This is a genomic window from Lysinibacillus sp. CTST325, assembly GCF_054665055.1.
Genome location: NZ_BAAFHO010000004.1, coordinates 111,580 through 128,758, shown reverse-complemented (window position 1 = coordinate 128,758; position 17,179 = coordinate 111,580). Strand labels below are relative to the sequence as shown.

The 17,179-nt window shown below is 36.0% G+C and carries 7 protein-coding genes and 1 pseudogene; 7 read left to right on the top strand and 1 reads right to left on the bottom strand.

Annotated elements, in window-relative coordinates; translation table 11 throughout:
• Positions 1-1,062 precede the first annotated feature (1,062 nt).
• The 5 genes and pseudogenes from ACYQ73_RS12200 to ACYQ73_RS12180 form a co-directional block, all read left to right on the top strand.
• Positions 1,063-2,898, top strand: a pseudogene (locus ACYQ73_RS12200) (bifunctional metallophosphatase/5'-nucleotidase); the annotation flags it as partial.
• Between the two features lie 86 nt (positions 2,899-2,984).
• Positions 2,985-7,460 (top strand): endonuclease, encoded by a 4,476-nt coding sequence (locus tag ACYQ73_RS12195; protein ID WP_460012746.1) that lies wholly within the window; start codon positions 2,985-2,987, stop codon positions 7,458-7,460.
• Between the two features lie 520 nt (positions 7,461-7,980).
• Complete coding sequence (locus tag ACYQ73_RS12190; protein ID WP_460012745.1) at positions 7,981-8,985, top strand: acyltransferase family protein; 1,005 nt, start codon at positions 7,981-7,983, stop codon at positions 8,983-8,985.
• A gap of 760 nt (positions 8,986-9,745) precedes the next feature.
• Positions 9,746-12,805 carry an S-layer homology domain-containing protein gene (locus ACYQ73_RS12185; protein WP_460012744.1) on the top strand — a complete coding sequence of 1,020 codons (3,060 nt, stop codon included), beginning with the start codon at positions 9,746-9,748 and terminating at the stop codon, positions 12,803-12,805.
• A gap of 312 nt (positions 12,806-13,117) precedes the next feature.
• Positions 13,118-14,614 carry an S-layer homology domain-containing protein gene (locus tag ACYQ73_RS12180; RefSeq protein WP_460012743.1) on the top strand — a complete coding sequence of 499 codons (1,497 nt, stop codon included), beginning with the start codon at positions 13,118-13,120 and terminating at the stop codon, positions 14,612-14,614.
• Positions 14,615-14,894: 280 nt separating this feature from the next.
• On the opposite strand, the gene ACYQ73_RS12175 is transcribed toward ACYQ73_RS12180, so the two are convergent.
• Complete coding sequence (locus ACYQ73_RS12175; protein WP_460012742.1) at positions 14,895-15,335, bottom strand: Lrp/AsnC family transcriptional regulator; 441 nt, start codon at positions 15,333-15,335, stop codon at positions 14,895-14,897.
• Between the two features lie 132 nt (positions 15,336-15,467).
• Here ACYQ73_RS12175 and ACYQ73_RS12170 point away from each other — a divergent pair, with 132 nt between their 5' ends.
• Positions 15,468-15,875, top strand: a complete 408-nt coding sequence (locus tag ACYQ73_RS12170; protein ID WP_460012741.1) for a carboxymuconolactone decarboxylase family protein — start codon at positions 15,468-15,470, stop codon at positions 15,873-15,875.
• Positions 15,876-16,226: 351 nt separating this feature from the next.
• Entirely contained in the window at positions 16,227-16,742 is a 516-nt protein-coding gene (locus tag ACYQ73_RS12165) for a DUF4871 domain-containing protein (RefSeq protein WP_460012740.1), read from the top strand.
• Positions 16,743-17,179: the final 437 nt, after the last annotated feature.

Genomic DNA, 17,179 nt, shown 5'->3' with positions numbered 1-17,179 from the left:
ATGGCCCCGTAGATATAACTTTAATTAGTTTGACTCTACGGGGTCTTTTCTAACTATCGTGTTTGTATTCATCGGGGAAGTTCTGATGCGTGGGAAACAGTTCCGTTTGCTCACGAGCCTAATCCTCCTGCATCCAGTGCGAGTGTCTATCCGCTCAAAGGGGTGAAGTCAGGTGAAGTCGTACTCAGGGAATTGAGGCGGGGTTCTTTAAAAAATGGCTATGGCTAGGTCGACGAATCCATGTAGGCTGTATGTGTCGATTATGTGTGCGTAATTGCTAGGGGTTCATGCATAATTCTTACATTTGTAATAATGATGAGGTTATCTGTATAATTTAGGAACTGTTAAACAGATGATGTGCATACTGTATAGTGGGAGCCTAAGGTCATTAAAAAGAGGGAACAAGACGATGGAACGTTTGAAGTCTTTTCGGAAGAGGTTCGATAGAAAACCTACGAAGCCGAAGAGATGGCAGCGGGTTCATAGTAGTGTGGATTGCTAGCCGATTGGACTTGTATGGTAACATATGAGAAGGGTAAAACTAGTAGGAGCGAAGGAACCCAGTCAGTAGTAGTTCTATGAGAAACTTATTTCCCCAAAAATTTGTTTCTTTCCATATGGTATTTTCCAGAGGCAATCATGTATGAGATTGCCTCTTTTTTTAGTTAAGAGAAGTATAAAATAGCCTCTCAACCTGTAACTGGTTGAGAGGCTATTTCTTTTGATATAAATATGTTCTGCCTTTGCTTTTATCGTTATGCAAATAAGATGGAATGTGTAATCTCTATGTAGGGTTAATTTGTTTATATGTTATTAATCTGATGTAAATTATCAAATCTCTATAGAATGTGTATATTTCCATTATTACAATTTATTAACATAATATAAATACTATAAAAATAGTGTATTAACAATAATATGTTTACATATATATGTAGTGGGGAAATAAGTTATGAATATTTCGACTGTTGATGGCACGCCGTATGCGATGAAAGTCGCTTGTACGGTGTAGGCCCAAACCGAAAGCCTAGATAGAAAGAAACGGTATAAGGTGGGAATAGCAAAGATAAGTTTACCTTGTCGTTAATGCATTCAAACGACACACATGCGAATTTAAATAATATTGCTAAAAAGGTGACAGCAGTTAAGGAGGTTAGAGCGAAAAAACCTAATGCATTGCTATTGGATGCTGGAGATGTTTTCTCTGGAACATTATATTTTAACGAATTTAAGGGACAAGCTGATCTAGCATTTATGAATTTAATGCGTTATGACGTGATGACATTTGGTAACCATGAATTTGATTTAGGTTCGACACCTGAGGGACATCAAGCTTTAGTTGATTTCATTAAGGGAGCACAATTCCCATTCGTTTCAGCTAACGTAGATTTTTCGAAGGATGAGAAGTTTAAAGGTCTATTTACGGACCTTATCTCAAGTGAGCCACAAAAAGGTAAGATTTATAACGGTATTATTAAAGAAATAAATGGTGAAAAAGTGGGGATTTTCGGATTAACAACTGCAGAAACAAAAGAGATTTCCTCTCCTGGCAGTGTTGCATTCGAAAACTACATCGAGGAAGCCAAAAAAGCGGTAAAAGCCTTTGAAGATAAAGGTGTCAATAAAATAATTGCCTTAACGCATATTGGGTATGATGATAACCCTGAATACGATAATGATCTTATCTTAGCAAAATCTGTAGAAGGTATCGATATTATTGTTGGTGGGCATAGTCATACACAGCTTGATAAACCAACAGTTGTAAATAAAAGTACGACTGGACAAGCAAAAGATCCAACGGTAATTGTACAAGCATATCAGTACAATGATTATTTAGGTACTTTGGACGTTACCTTTAACCAAAAAGGTGTTGTCGTTGAGCATAATGGTGCTTTATTAAAAGTAGCTGATTATGCTGAAGATGCACAAGCAGTAGAAATGTTAAAGCCTTTTAAGAAAAAAGTAGAAGAAGTTTCAAAGAAAGAAATAGGTGCAGAAGCGTTAGTTGCGTTAGAGAATCCACGTACTGGTGGAGATAACACAAAGCCAAGTGTACGTAGAAATGAAACACCTTTAGGCAATGTTATTACAGATGGCATGCTTGCGAAAGCGAAAAAGTATAATGCAAATGTCATTATGGCTCTTCAAAACGGTGGAGGTATCCGTGCTGGAATCGATCAAGGACCTATTACAGTTGGTGAAGTAATAACTGTACTTCCTTTCGGTAATACATTAGCGACAATGTCTTTGACAGGAAAAGAATTGAAACAAGCATTTGAAATAAGTGTTGGGCAATACCCAGCTGAAAATGGTGGTTTCCTACATGTTTCAGGTGCAAAGGTAGAGTTTGATTCTTCTAAAGCAGCAGGTCAACGTATCGTAAAAATTTCATATAAGGATGCACAAGGAAATTACAAAGAAATTCAAGATAACGAGACTTATACAATTGCAACGAATGCATTCACTGCAAAAGGTGGAGATGGCTTTGATGTCTTTAAAAAGGCATATGAGGAAGGGCGAGTGACAGACTTAGGCTTATCCGACTGGGAAAACCTTGCTGAACAACTTAAGTCCCTAGGCAAAGTCAATCCAAAAATTGAAGGAAGAATTGTAGACGTTGCTAATAGTCAAGTGCCTGATAAAAATATCCCAGAGTCAGAATTCTCTGGTACAGTAGCCAAACCAAAAGTGTATGAAGGAAATGTAACAGTAGATATTAACAATATTTCTTTATTAGAAAATGCGGTAGTGAAAGGAAATTTGATTATAACAGGTGCTGTAAAGGATAAATTAACTTTTTCAAACATACAAGTAGAAGGGAATCTAGATCTTACAGAAACAGATGCTAAAAAAATTAATTTTGATGGAATCAGAGTTAATGGAGAAACAATTCTATAATTCTTTTGCAAAGTCTTCTCTTAATAGAGGGAAGGCTTTGCATTTTTAAAACTAACTTTCCTAAATTTGAAAGGAGAATTAACTAGATGTCAAAGAAGAATTGGAAGAAGCCGATAAACGCCTTTTTAGCAACAACGCTAGTCGCGAGTGTTGTCGCACCAGTAACACCTCTCACTGCAAAAGCTGAAACATTAGCAAAGGATTTAATTATTTCAGAGTATATAGAAGGAAGCTCCTTCAATAAAGCCATTGAAATATATAATGGTACAGGTGCCGCGGTAGACTTAAGTAATTATTCGTTAGAGCTTCATACGAACGGGGAAGTTACCGCGAAAAATAAAGTGAATCTGACGGGTACTCTAGAAAGTGGAGCTACGTATGTTTTGTACCATAAAGATGCAAGTCCAAGCATTAAAGCAAAAGGAAATTTAGAAGACTCAACGGTTATTAACTTCAATGGTGATGACCCTATAGTATTAAGGAAATCTGGAGAGGTTGTTGACTCCATTGGACAGGCAGGTGTTAGGGAAAATTTTGGTGTTGATGTAACTCTAGTAAGGAAAAAATCCGTTACTTCTGGTGATACAATTATAGACGACGCGTTCGATTCAACATTGGAATGGGACAAGTTTAATAAAGATGATTTTTCTAATTTAGGGCAGCACGTTATGGATACAAATTCAGGTGAGCCTGTTGACCCTGAAGCACCGGCCATTCTCTCAATTGGAGATGCTCGGAATAAAGGAATAGGTGAAACGGTAACTATCAAAGGTAGAGTTGCGGCGGGCTTGAAAAATACGTTCTCCGTCCAAGACGAAACAGGTGGTATTGCTGTAAGGCCTCCTAATCTAGCTATGTCTATCGGGGATGAAGTTACTTTAAAAGGTAAGTTAGCTGACTATCGTGGGCTACTACAATTAGATGGTGCTACAATTGTTGAAAAGGTTGAAAATGCCGGTGTACCTTCTCCAAAGGTTGTAACAGGTGCTCAAGTAAATGAAGATAGCGAATCACAGTTAGTAACAGTGAAAAATGTTACGCTTACAGATGTTCAACAAGGGGCTGGATGGGCAAACTTTACTGCAAGTGACGGAACGAACTTCCTCGTACGAGATGAAACAAATTCACTTGGCTTAGCTGTCGGTACAAACTATGAATCTATCACGGGTATTGTTCAACAATTCGATAAAGACTATCAAGTCATTCCTCGATCAAAAGCAGATATTGTAGTGGATAGTTCAGCATTAAAGCCTGCTAGTGCATCTCCTGGAAGTGGAACGTTTGTTGGAAAAACAACAGTTACTTTAACAACTCCGACAGCCGATGCAGAAATTTATTACACATTAGATGGCACGGTGCCAACTGATAAAAGTCTTAAATATGAGACACCAATTGAAATTAGCAAAAATACTGCTTTGAAAACAATAGTTAAAGCGAAAGATGGCACATTTAGTGAAATAACTACATTTGATTATAGCATTGCAGATAAATTACAAATTCATGATATTCAAGGTGCGGGGCATGCTTCAACATTTGATGGTAAAACAGTTGAAGGAATTGAAGGAATCGTAACTTATTCATTTTCGTTAAATAATAATTGGTATTATACGATTCAAACGCCAGATGAATTGGCTGATCATGATCCGAATACTTCTGAAGGAATTTTTCTGTATAGTGGAAAGAAACCATGGCCAATAAAGGTAGGGGATTTAGTATCTGTTAAAGGTAAAGTAAGCGAATATGCTTACGATGGCTATGATGATAGGCAGCAAACAGATTTAAAAACAACTCAAATTAATGTACGTGACGATCAAGATGGAAAAGTAGAAGTCATTAAAAGTAGTGTAGCTTTACCAAAAGCAATTGAAATCGATAAGTTAAAAATGTCATTTAGTCAAATCGACAGTGATCAACTCCAAACTTTTAATCCAACAATCGACGCTATTGATTTTTGGGAAAGTATTGAAGGTATGCGAGTAGAAGTTGGCAACGTGAAGGCAGTAGCACCACAGGAGCATGGAGATTTAGTAACAGTACTTGAGGATGAACCAACGGACACAATTCACGGTGGGGTATTGTATGAGAAAGAAAATGCAAATCCTAACAGAATTCAATTCCGCTTAGAACCGAATGGGGCTGCACGCGATTTTGAAGTGGCTACAGGAGATAAATTTAAAGGGCCAATTACGGGAATTGTAGGCTATTCTTATCAAAACTTTAAAATCTATGCTTCTTTAGATGAGATGAAGGCAGCTTATAAAAAAGGAGATACATCACCAGAGACTACAAAAATAGTAAAGGCAGAAGATAAGTTAACAATTGCCTCGTATAATTTAGAGAACTTTTCTAATAATAAAACTTCTACTACTGATGATAAAGCGAGAAAACTAGCAAGAGCAATTGGTATTGATATGGGCAGCCCTGATATTGTTGGTGTAACTGAGGTGCAGGATAATAATGGGCCATCTGCCGGAGATTCAAAAGCGGATCAAAGTTATAAAAGATTAATTGACGCTATTAAAGGTGTTGGCGGTGTCGAGTATCAGTATGTTAATATCGATCCAATTAACAATAAAGACGGTGGAGCACCGGATGCAAATATTCGAGTTGGCTTCCTTTATAATCCAAAGCGAGTTAAGCTGAAAGAAGGTATCCCAGCAGGAGATGCCACAACAGCTGTTGGTTATCAAGATGGAAAATTAACATTGAACCCAGGGCGTATTGATCCGGCAAATGAAGCGTTTAATAGTAGCCGCAAACCTTTAGCTGCACAATTTGAATTCCAAGGTGAAGATGTAATTGTTATCGCAAATCATTGGAATTCTAAAAATGGAGATACGCCTTTATTTGGTGCAATTCAGCCGCCACAGTATGGAAGTGAAGTGCAACGTAAAAAAATCGCCAACATTGTTTATAATTTTGTTGGGGACATTAAATCAAAAAATCCAGATGCAAATATTGTTTCTTTAGGTGATTTTAATGATTACCAATTTGCAGATGCTCTTAAAATCCATGAAGGTCAATTGATGACAAATATGATTAATAAAGTGGATGCTTCGGATCGTTACACATATGTTTATCAGGGGAACTCACAAGTATTAGACCATATTTTAGTGTCAAACAATCTAAAAGACAAAACTGATGTCGATATTCTTCATATTAATGCTGATTTTACAGACATGGCTGGCCGTGCAAGTGACCATGACCCTGTAATGGTTCAAATCGATGTTAATAAAGGTTCAACTATTGAACCGATTCAGCCTGAAATAGTATATGATTATAAGAACTTCAAAACAAACAAATTGACAATAAATAAACGTAGTGTGGCAGTGCATTTAGATGCGCAATCTGTTATTCCAAAAGGTGTATTCCTTAAAGGTGCTTATGCGGAATTACATGGAGAAGGCTTTAAGACGACTGATGTTATCCTTAGTCCAGCTAAAGCAGGGATGATTATCGACCTTAAAGGCAATAGCGTGAAAACACTCACAATTGAAGGTCCAAATGTCAGTGAAATAAGAGGCGCCGAAAATATAGATAGACAATCGATAATCTATAAAAAGGGTGCAGCTCCTGAGCAAATTAAATTTACAAATTCGAAAGGGGATCCCATTGTGGATCCTTCTTTGCCATCTGAAAACAATCAACCAATCATTAAAAATCCGATTTCAAACAAAACTGTAGCTGTTGGAGAGGAGATTAAAATTGATTTAATAAATCATTTTTCCGATCCTGATGGTGATGAACTTTCATTTACGGCTACAAAAGGCACTATCAATGGAAAGTTATTAACAATCAATTTAGATGAGGGTAGTCATATTGTTGGCGTTACAGCATCTGATGGCAAGAAAAGTGTCACTACAAGTTTCAGCGTTACAGTGATTGCCAATGATTATTATGCAGGATCCTATAACAAGGAAGGTCAAGCACTAAAAAAGGCTCTTCATGATATCATTTCTGAACAAAAGGTACTTTCTTATGATGATGTTTGGGATGCATTAAAGTATACGGATGAAGACCCTAATAATTCGAACAATGTCGTTTTATTTTACTCTGGGAAATCTAGTCCGAAAACAAACAATGGCGGCAATGTAGGAAACTGGAACCGAGAGCATACGTGGGCAAAATCACACGGAAACTTTGGGACAAGTAAAGGACCCGGAACAGATATCCATCATTTACGCGCAACTGATGTACAAGTGAATAGCTCAAGAGGAAATTTAGACTTTGACAATGGGGGCAGTCCAGTGGCTGGTTGTAATGGCTGCTTTAAAGATTCAGATTCATTCGAACCACCTAATCGCGTAAAAGGTGATGTAGCACGTATACTATTATATATGGCAACTCGTTATGAGCCTGGAGATAAGGTTGATCTTGAATTAAATGACAAAGTCAATAATGGAACAGCCCCTTATCACGGTAAACTCTCTGTTCTTTTACAATGGCACAAGCAAGATCCAGTAGATGAATATGAAAAACAAAGAAATGAAAGAATTTACGAAATCCAAGGCAATCGAAATCCATTTATAGATCATCCTGAATGGGTAGAGAAGATTTGGTGAGTTAATTAATATATGTATAGAAGAGTACTCAAAACGCCACTTCAAGGTTTAATTTGAAGTGGCGTTTGTTTATTATATTCTTCTCATAAAGGTGACGAATTGAAGGCGTACACTGATACGGCTCGTGCCTTCTATGAGGTAAGCGAAGCGGATTTTTTTCTTAGGAAGGAACTTTTCAGACAACACCTTGTAGTTCGCTTACTCTTCTCAACTCAGCCTCATGCTGGATCGAGCGGGCTTGCGGCTTTCTTGAATAGCTACTAGTCGGTTTACTTTTTCGTTCGATTCTAGAACGGCTTGTTTGATTTGTTCCTGCTCAAATTTACTATTTCAAGACGATTATCGATAGAATCAAGACGTTGATTGATTTGCTTTAATTCGCTTAAAACTTCCTCCACCGATTTCATCTCTCTTTAATATAGTCCCCTCATTATTGCATAGATTACAAGTATCACCATTGCTTTCATCGACAAACTATGACAGACTTAAATGAGATATAATAGTTTTAGGAGAATGTTTAGTGATTAAAGAGTGGGATTTACTACGTGTGGTGGCGTGTTTGTCTATTTTACTATTACACACTTCTTCATGGATTATTATGGAGGTAGGAGTAGAGCCAGAGCAGTCGTTTTATCTGTTTTTACGGATTGCGCTCTGTTATGCGACGCCAACGTTTATTTTATTATCTATTTTAATTTTGGCGAATCGTTATCAGGTTAAAATACCGAATAACTTTTGGCCGAATAGAATTCAATATATTTTTCTACCGTATTTAATGTGGGCAATGCTTGATTCTGTAATTGTAGAGTTAATTTATCGCAAAGGCTTAGTATGGGAAAAGTTTGTCAGTAATGTTGTTTACGGCGAGTTTGTAGGCTGGTTTGTTGTGGTTATGATGCAGTTATATGTAGTCTTTGCGTTGATGAAGCGTTTTAAATGGTCTATGGCTTGGTTTTTACCGTTATGTGTGCTGACTATGTTTATCCATCATTCATTGATTGCATTGCCACATCCATTTTTTGAAGAGAATGAACTCATGTTGCGTTTACTCTTTACGGGATGGCTTGGTTATTTTGCGATAGCTTATGCGATGGGTGTGTATTATACGCAGATTGCTGCGCTTGCGAAAAAGTATCGTTACGCGACGATTGTGTTGCTCGTGTTATCTGCTATCTTTTTATATATCCGTCTGCAGCTCGGTTATACAGAGACGCATTCAAGACGACTTGATTTAATACCGCTTGTTATAAGTATCGCCTTGATTGTAATTGCCTGGGGGCAGTCGCTACCTTATACGAAGACGCTTCAAGTGCTAAGTCGATATGCGTTTATGATCTATCTCATTCATTGGGAGGTTCTACGGATATCAACCGGATGGTTTGTGGATCATTTTAATAGCACGCTTGTCCGAGTGCCATTACTAATGCTGTGGGCGCTAATCGTTTGTATTACGGTGACGAAGTTGATTTCTATGCTTCCATTTAGTCAGTTGGTCATTGGGAGAATAAAAAAGCGTACCGCATAAGAAAAGCAGTGATTTCTTTAATTATAGAAATCACTGCTTTTTTTTGTTTCACCGGTAGCAAATAGGAATCCGCCGCTAGGGATAGAAGAATCGCTGATAAGATCAAGAAAATCGCTGATAAAAAGCAAAGAATCGCTGATAAGATCAAGAAGATCGCTGATAAAAAACTAGAATCGCTGATAAGATCAAGAAGATCGCTGATACCCTCAAAAAGATCGCTGATAAAAAGTCAAGAACCGATGATACCCTCAAAAAAACCGCTGATAATATACCAAATGTTGACAAAATCGGTGTAATTGCTGATTAAAAAATGCCGATTTCATAAGTCAATTTCTGAACGAAAAGTGGCTTGTGAAATATACCAAAAAACTAATGATATATAAAACTTCTGGAAAAATCTAATAGAATATAGGAAATACAAGAATAAATTACCTAACTAATTGTGACATGAGTTCACGAATTGTTCACTAATGGTTTTTAATCAATTATTGCATAAAAGTAAAAAATTGTAGAAATGTGGATGGTAAATATGACATGGGTAAGATGGTATATTTTCCTTGTGGCAGTAAGGTTTGTCTGTTAATTTTCAGGATGGCAGCGGTAACAATATTTGTACAAAATATGGTTAAAAAACCTTTGAAATTAAGGTGTTACCACATTTTTCATTCCAAGTATTTCATTTTGAAATTTATTATCTCGTAATCTTATAATGAAGTCGTAGTCATGAATATTGGCTAATTTATCTAGGAGGTAATTTCATATGAAACAAAAATATAGTAAATGGGTTGTAGGCGCAGCTTCAGCAGCCCTAGTAGCATCAGCAATCGTACCAGCAGCAAGCGCAGCAAGCTTTTCTGATATTAAAGACAATGATCACGAGGACGCTATTTTAGCATTAGCAGACGCTAAAATCGTAGCAGGTTACCCAGATGGTACATTCAAACCGAATGCTGTTGTTACACGCGGTAATGTAACAAAGTTCTTAGGAAAATGGTTAGTGTCAGAAAATTACGAAATTCCTGCAGACTATGCAACAAAAGCTCGTTTCTCTGATTTACCAACAACAACATCTGACAAAGAGTTATTACAATATGCAGCACTTGTTAAAGATGCTGGCGTATTCAAAGGCTCAAACAACCAATTAATGCAAGCTAATAACATGAGCCGTGAGCAAATGGCAGTTGTTTTAGTACGTGCTATCAAAACTGTTTATAACGTAGACTTAGTAGCTGATTACAAAGATGCTGACTTCAAATCTGTTATCACTGATTTAGACAAAGCTACAGCTACAGAAAATCGTGAAGCAATCATCGCATTAGAATATGCTGGTATTACAAACGTTAAAACTATACAACAGTTCAATCCTAAAAACTCATTAACACGCGGTCAATTTGCATCATTCTTAAACCGTACAATTGATAAAATTGGTGAAGAAGCTCCTTTAACTGTTAAAGAAGCTAAAGTTGTTGATGCAACAACTTTAGAAGTAACACTTTCTGATGATACAAAACATACTGTAAAATTAGGAACTGCTCTTCCAGAAAACAAAGAAACTAAAGTAGATTTCGAAATTGAAGGTAAATCTTATTCAGCTGTAGTTACATATGAAGTAACTGAAGTTAAATTAGAATCAGTAAAAGCTATTAACGCTAAAACAATCGAAGTTAAATTCAATAAAGCCGTAGAAGATACTTCTAAAGCTGCAGTTGAATTATTACGCGGTACTTTCAAACAAAACGTTACTCTTACTTGGTCTGAAGACAAAAAATCAGTTCAATTAGTAGGTGCTACAAACTTCCAAGCAGCTGACTATACTGTAAATGTATCTGGTTTAACTGAAAAAGTATTAACTAGCGATGTTAAAATTGAAGCTCAAAAAGTAACTTCAATTGAAATCTTAGACGAAGTAGCTGTAGTAGACAAAGCTGTTAAAACTGACGGTACTTTCAATGTTGGTACTACTGCAACTGTTGGTTATGTAGTTAAAGATCAATATGGTACAGATATTACAAAAACAACTTCTTTAAAAACAAATGATAATGCTAACACAACTGTAGTTGCTGATTCAGCTAAAGGTGTAGTTAAATTATCAGGTGCTGTTGTTGAAGGCAAAAAAATCGGCGATTTAGTACCAGTAGTATTATTTGATTCTGCTACAGGTACATCAGTTTCAAAAACTGTAAAACTATCTGCTGAATCTACAGTTTCTTCAATTGAAGTAGCTGGTGTTTACAACGCTAAAGGTGAAGAAGTAGCTTTAAATGATTCTTCTAAAGCTTCTGATGCATATATCGTATTAAATCTTAAAGATCAATACGGAAAAGAAATTACTGACACTGCAAAAGCAACTGGTTTAGTAATTACAAACACAAACACAACAAACTTAACAATCGCTAACACTGTTTCAAAAGTTAAAATTGGCGATAAAGATAAATTAGTAGTTGCATTATCATCAATCTTAAAAGCTGGTGATACGGATGTATTATTAATTTCAACAACTAATGGCCAATCAGCTAAATATACTGTTAAAGTTGCAGAAACGGCTACAACTAACGCTATTTCTGTTTCTCAACCAGAAATTGCTGTAGCTGGGGAATCTACATTAATCCCATTAACAGTTACTGATAAAGAAGGCAATGTAATCACTAACAAAAAAGTGTTAGCTGATGCTAACAAAGGTATTAAAGTTGGTGGTACTACAGTTACTGAATCAGCTCTTGAAGTAAAAGATGGTCAAGTATACTACAAAACAACATTTAATGCTGCTGGAACACAAGCATTAGTATTCCAAACTTCAACTTACAAAGTTGCTACTATTACTGTAGATGTAAAAGCAAAAGCAGTACCAACTGTTGTTCGTGGACTTAAAAAGCCTTTAGTAATTTCAACTTCTAAATCTCCAGTTACAATTACAGCAAAAGACCACTTAATCATTGAAGACCAATACGGTCGTGAAATGAAAAACTCTACTGAACCTGTAACAGTAACATTAGTTGGAACTTCAGATGTAGTATCAGTAAGTGCAAATCAAGTAACTGCTCTTAAAAACGGTACTGCAACATTAAATGTGGCACTTGTAACTCCAAATGGCACAATTGATTCTGCTGTAGAAGTAAAAGTACAAGTAACTGATGGTACAGAATACAACGGTTATGAAATTGCTGAAATTGGTAAAACAAAAGTAGGAGCAGAAAAAGATATTACAGTTAACGGTTTACTAAACGGTGGTAAAGTAGCACTTGCTGACAGCGAATATACTGCGACAGTAACTGGCGGTAAATTAACTGCACCACAAGCTGTATCTAAAGGTAAAGTAAATATTGCTGACACAGCTTTAAACACAGATTCAGCTACACCAGCTAATAAAGTAGATACAGAATTCACATTAAAAGTAACAATTAATGCTACTGGTGAAATCTTAGAACAAAAATTCGTTGTTTCAGCTGACGCTGAAAAAACGCAAGATTTCTTCTTTACAGCATCAGAAACAACAGCTGATTACAACCTAGCTAAAGCTATTACAGAAGCTACATTAGTATCTGGTTCAACTGTAGCAAGCTTAAAATCTACAGGTGATGCACCTGCAGTAGTAAACGTTGCAACTGTTGATCAATACGGTAAAAAAGCAATCACAGCACTTGCTGCAGATACAGTTACAATCGTACCTGAAAAAGTAGCAGATGTTAAAATTACTGGTAACGGTACTGCTGATGCAAAAGCTACATTAAATACAGATGTTAAAGAAGCTAAAGTAACATTAAAAATTAAAGTAGGTAACGCAACAAAAGAATTGAAAGTAACAATTGTAGCTGCTCCTTAATTAAAAGGGTTATGCTATAAACTAGTGATCTAGTAACTTAGCCTTGTGATTAGATGAAACTTTTTGTTTCATTATGGTCACAAGGCTTTTTGATGGAGAGAAATCTCCGTAATTTTTTGTATATGTAATGAAGTTATAGCCTTAACAGTTAATACAGATGTTAGGGCTATTTCTATTTGTAGTAAAACATGGAGAAAAGCTCAACAACACATTCTAGAATACATAACAATAGTAGATTATGAAATATTTGGATTCCCTTATACGTATTATAATAGTATGATAGACAAAATATGTTAAGGGGTTGAGCTAGTTATGAAGAAGCATACTTTATTTCAGGGAGCAATCGTTGCTGCTTTAGCGACAAGTGCGATTGTAGTAGTACCAACTGCACAGGCCACAGATAAATTTTCTGATGTTGATTACACGAAGGAATACGGTGCGGCAGTAAAGGATTTAGCAGAACGCGGGATTATTAAAGGTTATGCAGATGGCACATTTAAGCCATTCGCTGATGTGACGCGTGGACAGGCATCGAAGATTTTAGCAGGTCTTCTAGGGTTGGATACTAAAAATGTAACGGATCCACAATTTACTGATGTAAAACCGAGCGATGAATATTATGGGGCAATCGCAGCCTTGGAAAGTGAAGGGATTATCTCAGGGTTTGCTGATGGATCCTTCGGTGTCAATCAACCGATTACACGTGAACAATTAGCGCGAATGCTAACAACGGCATATCAGTTAGAACCTATTATTGACCAAACATTACCATTTAAGGATATTGTAAAATATTCAGATGCTTATTACGCAGTAGCTCCATTGTTTGAAAATAATATAACGAAGGGGACTACACCAACTACTTTTGGTTTAAAAGAGACTGTCAATCGTTCGCAGCTTGCTTTATTTATTCACCGTCTTGAAGCTATGAAGGCTAAACGAGTGATCCAAACATTTACTGCACAGGAGTTTAATTCAACTAATATTGATGCTTATTCTAACGATAATCTAGCACCAGATGGAGAGCATGAATTCTTCCGCATTCTTCGAACAAATAACGATATGAAGATAGAGGCGTTACGAGAGGGATCGGGCTATTTCATGCTGATTGGCTACAATATCGATAATGATGAAAATTATGAAATCGTCGACATGCAAAAATATAAAATTGATGTAACAAAAGTAGATGGAAAATTACAAATCAACTGTCAGCCAACAGATGAAGTTACACCTGGCTCAGCACTGTTTTTAGAGCAAGATTTAGGCTTTGATCCGAAAAATATTCGGCTAACTACAGCTGCTGGTCATGCTGTAAGTGATAAAGTTTTCAGCTATAAGCCATATCAATTTGATGGCTGGGAGGAACAAGATATTCCTAAAGGCGGTAACTATGTGCTGTCGTTATCACAAGCAGGTGACTATATTGCGACTTTCTCTGATAATAAAGGACATTCGGTACGTGTAGGCATCCGTGCAGAATCTGATGGTTATGAATTGTATACAACAGCAGCGATTGAAATGAGCAGTGCGTTCATCCCAAAAAGTGAAATTGGCTTTAAGGTGAAAGATTTCAAAATAGAGCAATACACAGGTGCAATGCATGATCATAAAATAGTTGATGTTGAGCTTTCAGCAGATGGTGTCACTGTAAAAAGAGTAGGAAAAGGTAATTCTGCTTTTTCTGTCCGTCTGAATGGAGAAAATGGTGAGAAACTATATGTACATGGCATGATCCATGAGGTAAGTGGTATAGCAGCAATGAACTATGAACTAGTGACACAGGAACAAATGGAGAATTCATCATTTAATTAAGAAACCGGTAGAAAAGAGAACATCGCTGATAAACATCGAAGAATCGCTGATAAAACCAAGTAAATCGCTGAAACTATTTTAAATAGTGAATTCTTATGTAATGTCACACATTATATGTATAGAAATTAAGAGGATAGAAGAGCTTAAATAAATTCGCTCTATCTATCCTCTTTTTTACCACGAGTCATTCTATCCAACAATCGGGCGCAATTCTAGGGTATAAATTGCGCTCTTTCTTTATAGGGCCATTTAAGGAGTGATGACTTCACCTAAACACTCTTCAATTCCTATTAACTTCTAAATTCACTGGAACTTGTGAAAAAATAAAATGTGTTACAGTATGTGCGATTGGGTTTACTTCATCAATGAATTTTTCTGCTTTAGCGAAAGTTTCAAACTGCATTTTAAGCATATAGCATGCACTTCCTGCTATTCGATAACAGAATTCTACATTTGGAAGTTTCTCAATATAATTTTTAAAAGATTTATAGTCACCATTTTTAACTGTTGCTTCAATTATGCATTGGATTGGTAAACCTACTTTCTCATAATCAACCTCTAAAGTATATTTCTTTATAATACCAAATGACTCCATTTGTCTTACCCGTTCAGTTACTGATGGGGAGGACAGATTCACCCTTCTCCCAAGCTCGCTCATTGATAAACGGCTGTTATTATGTAGTTCATCTAATATATTTTTGTCCATATCGTCTATTTTCATTTTTATAGTTTCCTCCCTATAATCATTAATTTTAAAAAGAATTTATTTGAAAATCATTGTAAATTTAATGTGATTTAGTTATTTTGTTTTTTATAATTAATTCATGTTCAAATATAACAAGGAGGGACTTACATGGCAAGAATTGTTGAATCTAATTTCGGGGAAACACCTTTTCAAAGACTATTGGGGCATAATAAAGGTGTAATGGAAGGATGGAATCAGTTAGGAAATGTGTTAGAAAAAGATGGATTACTAACATCTAAATTAAAGGAACAAGTAAGGAGAACATTAGCTCAAAGTAACGGATGTGAGTATTGTAGGGCCAAAGGAAAACCTGATCCAGGTAAGTTTGATGAAAAAACATCGATTGCAGTAGGATTTGCAGAAGTCTTTTTAAAACAAAATGGTGACATAGCTGACTCAATATTTGATATTTTGAGAGAGTGTTTCACCGAAGAGGAGATAAGTGAATTATGCGCATTTATTTCTTTTACGACTGCTTCACAATATTTTGGTGCAATGATGAAATTAGAACCTTAAAATTAATAATCTTATTTATTCAACTAAACGAGTGCTCTACTTCAAGATGGGATTCCACAGAGATCCCATCTTTTTTTGTTCAACTCCCATAAAAGAACTTAATCATCTTTCATTTTCTGTGGTGAAGTGCTAATTTTTGCGCTTCATGGGTGGCTAACGGAGTGCGTTACTTGAAGATCAAAGAGTTGCATATGCAGCTCTTTTTTCTTATTGCACTAAAGGGGCAGGTTAGTTGAATAAGAAGGGATATTTATAAGAATGTTGAAGTAGTACTATAATATCGTTCATCGAAGAAGAATTTAACTATATTATTTAATAACAGGGAATGTCTAATTGATAAGGGGGAGAAATATGAGGAACAAAATGATTATGTTGATTTCTATGCTATTTTTAATGACAATTGTCGGTTGTAACAATATTGATAAGAAAGAAACTCGTAAGGTAAGTTCTACTTTTTCATTGCCCATTACTTTGGGTGATGGGACAGAAGGCGAGTATTTGTTGATTGGCGAAGAAGGGAAAGTTGGTTTTTTGGTTGGTTCGGGTAAAAAAGGTGAGGTAGTAGAAGAAAAGATTATTGCTAATAAAGTAAATAAGTATATGTGGTATTTTTGGGGAGATAAAGATAGTATCAGTGGTGATTTTAAAGTAGTTGGAACTGACAAAGAAGGGAAAGAACATCCCGTGTTGGTATCTGGCGATGATACAGTATGGCAATATTCCAATCCTTCTATTAGCCCTAATAACGGTGCCGATTCCCATATCCCATCGAATATGGTGTTCCCTACAAGTGGATCATGGAAATTAGAAATATATTTTAATGAGAAATTATTTGGGGAAATTGTTATAAACGTCGAAGATAGTTAAATTATCTTCAACCCCCATAAAAGAACTTAATCATCTTTCATTTTCTGTGGTGAAGTGTTAATTTTTGCGCTACATGGGTGGCTAACGGTGCAGATTAGTTGAAGATTATATCTATATATAACAAGTAGCATTTTGTTAATTTTTACATTTTGTTTCCTTATACAAAGATAGTACAATTTTCAGTAAGGCTTAGCGTATATTTTCGTTAAAATGTTGGCAGGACCCCTAGTACAACAAAGATTTATAAAATATACACGCAAATCAGAAATAACGTTCCCAAATGAAAATTAGGGAATAAAACACCTCATTCAATTAAATGAGGTGTTTGTTTTTTGCTGCTTATAATCAGTATGTCCCTACACCACGCTTTGGTAACTTTTGTATTATCAACTATCAAAAAAATTCACTCAAACAGCAACTATATAAAACTTTTCTCG

What these genes read in the sequence shown, in the direction of transcription:
- ACYQ73_RS12195 (WP_460012746.1), top strand. Translation starts at nt 2,985, where the DNA reads ATGTCAAAGAAGAATTGGAAGAAGCCGATAAACGCCTTTTTAGCAACA.
- ACYQ73_RS12185 (WP_460012744.1), top strand. Translation starts at nt 9,746, where the DNA reads ATGAAACAAAAATATAGTAAATGGGTTGTAGGCGCAGCTTCAGCAGCC.
- ACYQ73_RS12180 (WP_460012743.1), top strand. Translation starts at nt 13,118, where the DNA reads ATGAAGAAGCATACTTTATTTCAGGGAGCAATCGTTGCTGCTTTAGCG.
- ACYQ73_RS12175 (WP_460012742.1), bottom strand. Translation starts at nt 15,335, where the DNA reads ATGAAAATAGACGATATGGACAAAAATATATTAGATGAACTACATAAT.
- ACYQ73_RS12170 (WP_460012741.1), top strand. Translation starts at nt 15,468, where the DNA reads ATGGCAAGAATTGTTGAATCTAATTTCGGGGAAACACCTTTTCAAAGA.
- ACYQ73_RS12165 (WP_460012740.1), top strand. Translation starts at nt 16,227, where the DNA reads ATGAGGAACAAAATGATTATGTTGATTTCTATGCTATTTTTAATGACA.